This is a genomic window from Sporomusa sp. (assembly GCF_035561255.1).
Lineage (GTDB): Bacteria > Bacillota > Negativicutes > Sporomusales > Sporomusaceae > Sporomusa.
Genome location: NZ_DATMXX010000147.1, coordinates 23,922 through 30,076, shown reverse-complemented (window position 1 = coordinate 30,076; position 6,155 = coordinate 23,922). Strand labels below are relative to the sequence as shown.

Annotated in this window: 6 protein-coding genes; 4 read left to right on the top strand and 2 right to left on the bottom strand. The window is 47.2% G+C overall.

The window, feature by feature from the left end; genetic code table 11:
- Window positions 1–238 precede the first annotated feature (238 nt).
- The 4 genes from VN379_RS08420 (at window position 239) to VN379_RS08405 (ending at window position 2,605) form a co-directional block, all read left to right on the top strand.
- Window positions 239–649: an EVE domain-containing protein gene (locus VN379_RS08420; RefSeq protein WP_325532759.1), complete on the top strand. Its 411-nt coding sequence runs from the start codon at window positions 239–241 to the stop codon at window positions 647–649.
- A 746-nt stretch (window positions 650–1,395) separates the two neighbouring features.
- The gene (locus VN379_RS08415; RefSeq protein ID WP_325532758.1) at window positions 1,396–1,533 is read left to right on the top strand and encodes a hypothetical protein; all 138 of its coding nucleotides are present in this window, start codon (window positions 1,396–1,398) and stop codon (window positions 1,531–1,533) included.
- Between the two features lie 121 nt (window positions 1,534–1,654).
- Entirely contained in the window at window positions 1,655–2,086 is a 432-nt protein-coding gene (locus VN379_RS08410; protein ID WP_325532757.1) for a hypothetical protein, read from the top strand.
- Window positions 2,087–2,212: 126 nt separating this feature from the next.
- Complete coding sequence (locus tag VN379_RS08405; protein ID WP_325532756.1) at window positions 2,213–2,605, top strand: hypothetical protein; 393 nt, start codon at window positions 2,213–2,215, stop codon at window positions 2,603–2,605.
- A gap of 55 nt (window positions 2,606–2,660) precedes the next feature.
- Here VN379_RS08405 and VN379_RS08400 read toward each other — a convergent pair whose 3' ends face one another.
- Complete coding sequence (locus VN379_RS08400; RefSeq protein ID WP_325532755.1) at window positions 2,661–3,863, bottom strand: threonine synthase; 1,203 nt, start codon at window positions 3,861–3,863, stop codon at window positions 2,661–2,663.
- 230 nt (window positions 3,864–4,093) lie between these two features.
- A complete protein-coding gene (locus VN379_RS08395) occupies window positions 4,094–6,115 on the bottom strand; it encodes a methyl-accepting chemotaxis protein (RefSeq protein WP_325532754.1) in 2,022 nt (673 codons plus the stop codon).
- Window positions 6,116–6,155 lie beyond the last annotated feature (40 nt).

Here is a 6,155-nt window from a genome sequence, read left to right as displayed (position 1 = left end):
GGCCAAGGTTCACCAAAATGAACCTTGGCCTTCAGTTTGTTGACTGATCAGCACAGCATTGTAATAAAATCAAATGAATCACTTATCTGTAATGGTAATTATAATATCATATCACACCAACTCTGTCAACGGGAAAAAGCCTCTATGATTTCCACCCCTCTGTTCCTCCCTACTATTTTTGCTATAAACCGGCAATTATTATAAAATAAGACTAAAATAAGCAAAGAGGTGCACATCTATGTCTTTTTGGCTGGCTAAAACAGAACCTGAGACTTTTAGTTATTTCGACCTTGAACGTCTAAAAAAAGATATGTGGGATGGTGTTCGCAATTTTACTGCCGCTAAACATATAAAAGCCATGCAGCCTAGCGACCTGATTCTGATTTATCACTCCGGCAAGGAAAAAGCGATTGTTGGCGTAGCCGAGGCCGTCTCCGAACCTTATCCTGACCCCACAGCAGCCGATCCCCGTTTTTATACCATTGACGTTATACCCCGCAATCGCCTGGCTCATCCTGTCACCCTGCGCGAAATCAAAGCCGATTCCGCCTTTGCCGACTGGGAACTGGTTCGCCAGTCCCGCCTCTCTGTCATGCCTGTTTCTGAAAGCCATTGGCAGCTTATTATGGAATTGGCCGGTCAGGCCTAATCTGTCACTGGTCTAAATTGCGGCAATAGTTCTGATGTCTTCACTGCCGCAGGAATTCGGCAATCAAAGAAGCAAAATATATGTCCCCGTCTTAGTAAATCTGTCTAGTTTTCTGTTGACAATCCAACATTTCTAAAGTAATCAGAAGTAGAAAACTAAGCGACGGCAATAAAAAATCCGCCTTCATTCAGGCATAACAGGTTGCTCGGGGGACGGTTAGCCCCTTCCTTTTCAGGAAGGGGGTGGTAGGATGACTGTTTATGAAGCATTGACATTTGCTGTCGCATTTGCCACGCTCATGGTACTGGTCATAAACCAAAAGAAATAACCGCCCCTGTCCTCAAATAGCGGCGGTTATTTCAATAACTTACGTTTGGGCTAACCGTTTTCCCGGTTAGACAACCTGTGGGGCTGGCGTGTGTCGAGCACGTCAGTCCTTTTCTTATATTATACCCATAGATTGTAAAATATGCAATCAGTCAATAAAAAATCCTGGTTTGCCTGTCCCGCTTTACTTGCAATTCACTTGAAAAGAGCTATAATTAAAAATAGGTGGGAATTAAAAAGAGTCGCCGTGACCTGAAAGTGCTGCAACACTTCCAGGCCCGCGCAAGGTGCCATAACACCTACACGTAACAGCTAAGCTGTCCACGACGACATTTCTATTATACACCGGGCTTCGGCCGCCGCACAAGCGGGCGAGCGCGGGGTTAATAGGCGTTGCCGCTGGCGTCGCCAGGCTGTGAGTGCGACCGGACGCAGCAAATGATTCGATCTATCCTCAGCCGCTAAGGAGCAGCAGCGGGGCAAACAGGGATGACCGGTTTGTGACCGCCCTTGTTGTTTCGACCGGGTATGCCGGCTTATTAGCGTTGGGTATGTAACAGATATCGCAACAGAACGCATGTGTAGGGGACAAAACCTTTGCATGCGTTCTTTTTAATTTCCCCCTGTAAAAAAGCTGACGGCCATACCAGCCGCAGCCTGAATATAGGGGGTATATGTATGTCTGAGCAATTAACGCCAGCCGGCGCCGCTTTTGGTCCGGGGGTAGTTTCCTTTCTGCCGGCAAAGCGGGACAGGGAACCGCAGCCGCCCGGGGCCGAGCTGGATGACCGGCTGATACTGCAAGGCATCTTAAGCGAGGCCTTTAATGAGTATATCTTTGTCCGGGTGGACAATATCCTCAAACTGGCCGGCACCAATGATGCCGGTTATAGCAAGACGGTCAGCAAGGCCGGCGCCACCCTGGACCGGCTGCTAGCCGTGGCCAGGGAACTGGAGGGCCAGTATCCGGAATTGCTGGAGCTGGTCATGGATTACGAGTCGTTCACAGCCCTGGAATCGGGCCAGTCGGCTGAAATCGCCTACAAACAGGGCTTGCGGGACTGCAGCCATATCCACCAGGAGATTATGACCTTCCTGCAGCAGCGCTAGGATGGAATTACAACATAGAGTTTTCGCACAACCTGAGGTCCCCCGCTACTGTTCCCGGAAATAATATTTTCTGCTTGTCAGCCCCAGTCCCCTCTAGGTATAATATCCTTAAAGGCAGGTGTCGTTATGGAAGAGGAATTGTTAAAACAGATACTTGTCGAAATTAAAGACTTAAAAGATGGAATGCAAAATTTAAACTCCGGACAGCAGCAGATTACCCAGCGCCTTGACCGGGTGGAAGGCGGACAGCAGCAGCTAAAAACAGAACTTACCACCATTAAGTCCGATATGGCAAGTGAGCGTCAGCAAATAGAGATCAGCAACATCGTTCATGCTCTCCGGCATAACTCGGAAGAGGTGAATGCCCAGCTTCATAATCTTGGGCACAATCTTGCTGTACTGACTGGTAAAGCTGCCACCAAAGAAGATGTATCCGACCTGTCGGCTCAGCTCAGGGTATTAAATGACCGGCTCTTCAGACAAGAAGTTGAAGTAGATAAATTAAAGGCAGTTAAGTAAACTTAAATGATGCAAATATAAAAACCTCGCAACTGGGCGAGGTTTTCTATATTTATTACACGGGAATATCCTCTTCAGGCTGGAGAACAGGTACATTCACCCGAACAGTGTCAGGATACTTCAGCCCGGTACCGGTGTTGAGCATAACAACCTTCTCATTTGGTTTAATCCAACCGCTTTCACGCAGTTTTTTGGCAGCAGTATAGTTTGCCGCCCCTTCCGGGCATACAAAGGTTCCTTCCACAGAGGCCAGTTCAGCTTGATCGTTAAGGATATCCTCATCAGTAACAGCAATGGCACAACCCCCGGTCTGATAAATGGCGTCAAGAACCAGAAAGTCCCCCAGTGCTTTAGGTACAGTAATGCCGAAAGCAACAGTAGAGGCATTATTCCAGAATTCAGACGCCGGTTTCCTCTCCTCCCAGGCTTTAACGATAGGTGCGCACCCCTCGGCCTGAACAGCAACCATCCGGGGCATTTTATCCCCGATCCAGCCGATCTGCTGCAGCTCACGGAAGGCCTTATAGATACCGATCAGGCCAACACCCCCACCGGTAGGGTACAAAACAACATCAGGGACTTCCCAGTTCAGTTGTTCGGCAATTTCCAGGCCCATGGTCTTTTTCCCCTCAATGCGGTACGGCTCTTTGAGCGTAGAAGCATCCATACAACCTAACTTAGCCACAGCCCGTCCGACAATCTTACCGGCATCACTGATTAATCCATTCACCAGAAACAACTTAGCGCCGGCGATGGCGCATTCATTACGGGTAATTGACGGGGCATCAACAGGCATGACAATATAGGCGTCGATATCTGCCTTTGCTGAATAGATAGCCCAGGAGGCACCTGCATTGCCGTTGGTCGGCATAGCCAGTGATTTTACGCCCAGTTCCTTGGCTCGTGAAACACCTACGGCTGCACCGCGGGATTTGAAGGTCCCGCTGGGAATAATACCCTCATCTTTTAAGTATAGCTCAATGCCCAGTTTTTTACTAAGCTTGTCTAAGGCAATGAGCGGTGTCATTCCTTCTCCCAAGCTTACCTTGTTTTTTTCATCAATAAGGGGCAATAATTCGCGATAACGCCATAGGTCAGGCTTGCGGTTCACCAAGTCTTCTTTTTTAAAATTTTCTTTTACCTTATTTAAATCATATCTGACTAACAGCGGTGCCCCACAATCAGGACATACCTGGGTAAGTTTATGAGGATTATGGTTAGCACTGCATTTGGGACATTCAAGATGAGACATATACATTATAGATTCGCTCCTTCTAATCAGTCAACTTTTGTCAAATATATGATTTATTCAAAAAGGGCCTAGGGGTTCCACATATACTTATGAATATATTATACTGCCTTCATATACTATAGTTCAAATCTGATTTATTAAGCAACAGCAAGTTTCCCATTAATCATGTCTTGCTAATGATAATTCTTCATAGTTTCTGCAAGCATATTTTCTGTATTACAGACTGCCCCAGCCCCCTATATCTTAAACTTGCTAACTGCAAGCTGCAGCTCTTGAGCCATAGTGGTAAGGGTCTGGCTGGATACCGCCAGTTCCTCCATAAAGGCAGACTGCTCTTCAGTCGCAGCAGATACATTCTGCGCCTGTCCTGCCGCCGCTGCACTTACTTCATTAATCTTACCAATTGAGATTACGATCTGCTGGCTGCCACTGGCCATCTGTTGACTTGCTGCAGCAATTTGGTTCACTTGATTGGATACCGCTGCAATTAATTCTGAGATATCTTTAAACACCTTACCTGCCGAAGCTACAACCTCTGCCCCGACCTTAACCTCGCGGGTGCTCTCATTCATCGACACCACAGCCAGATCAGTGTCTGTTTGAATCTCGCCAATTAAAGCAGCGATCTGCTTGGCCGCTTGCTGGGATTGTTCCGCAAGTTTTCTTACCTCTTCGGCGACAACCGCAAAACCACGGCCTTGTTCACCGGCTCTTGCCGCCTCAATTGCGGCGTTGAGGGCGAGGAGGTTTGTCTGCCCGGCGATACCGGCGATAGTTCCAACAATGCTGCCAATCTCGGTCGACCTAGTACCTAGTTTCTCAACCCCCTGGGCAGAATTTATCACTGCAGTTTCAATGATCAGCATCTGACCAAGAGCATTATCTATGACTTTACTGCCCTGATTGGTGGCATCAGTAGTTTTGTTCGCTGTTGTAGCAGCCTGCTGGGCATTACCGGCTACCTGCTCTAAGCCTGCAACAATTTGTTCAATGGCACTTGAGGTTTCTTCAATCGAAACTCGTTGCTCTTCTGCCCCCTGCGCCATATCGGCAATAGTAGCAGCTACCTGATTAACCGCCTTAGCTGATTGTTCGCCGCTTGCCGTAAGTGTTCGCGCGGCTGAGGTCAGTGTCTCAGCCGAAGAATTAACATTTGCAAGCAGCGCTTTCAAACGATCCATCATTTTATTAAAGCCACTGGCTAATGTCCCAATCTCATCTTTTGTCGATACCTCAACAGACTGGGTTAAATCCCCGCCGGCAACCCACTCTACAACCGTCACCAGTTTACGGATCGGATTGGTCAGTTTATTGGCGATAATAATTGCAATAACGATAACTAACAGCATTACCAAAAGTGAAACAGCACCAACTATCGTTGCTACTTTATTGCGGGCTGCTTTGAGGGTTTCAATATTCTTGCCGACAAATAATGCGCCGATCGGTTTATCCCCTGGCCCCAGCAGGGGCGTATAGGCCGTGATATATTGATTTCCGACTACTTCGGCTTCACCAATATATTCCTGCCCATCATTGAGTACTCTACCGGCAATTTGTTCATTCAAGGTGGTACCCAATACGCGCTGCCCATCTTTCATAATCGTTGTGGCAACACGGGTATCCCCTAAGAACAGGGTTACATCTGTACTAAATGTTTCTTTGATTCGGTCCACAACACGGTCATCACTGATATAATACCCGGCCGAGATTACACCAATAATCCGGCCGTCTTCATCTCTTACAGGGGTCCCGGCACGGGCAGAAAACTTGACCACGGTACCGGATTCAATAGCCGCAAAGGCTGTGCCTCTAAGCGCTGTTTTAACATTTTCCTGATTTGCTACATTGTCACCCTTCTTCTGTTCATGTGTACGGACAATTACTTTTCCTGTCTCATCGGTTATTGTGGCAAAATCAATATTGGCCCGTGTAAGCAAAGGGCCAAGCTGCTCTAAAACTGAAACCGCATCTTTGTCTTTTATGGCTTTGATAACACCTGGGTGACTAGCCATAACAGCGCCAAAATTCAATGCATTTTTTTGATAATCTTTAAGCGTAATTGTAAGCCCTTTCATTCCCTCCCGCACCTGCTCGGTAGCAATATCATTATTATACTCATCAAATAAATACAACGCAGGTACCAGGGTAGCCACCACGGCAACCAGAGTAAGCAATACAGCAAACAAAATCAGTTTTAGTTTAATACCGCCACGCCTAAAGAGGTTAAGTCCAGAATCTCCTTTAAAAATCGTTTTCACTCTTCATCACTCCCCAATATATCGGTATATCACTCTCACT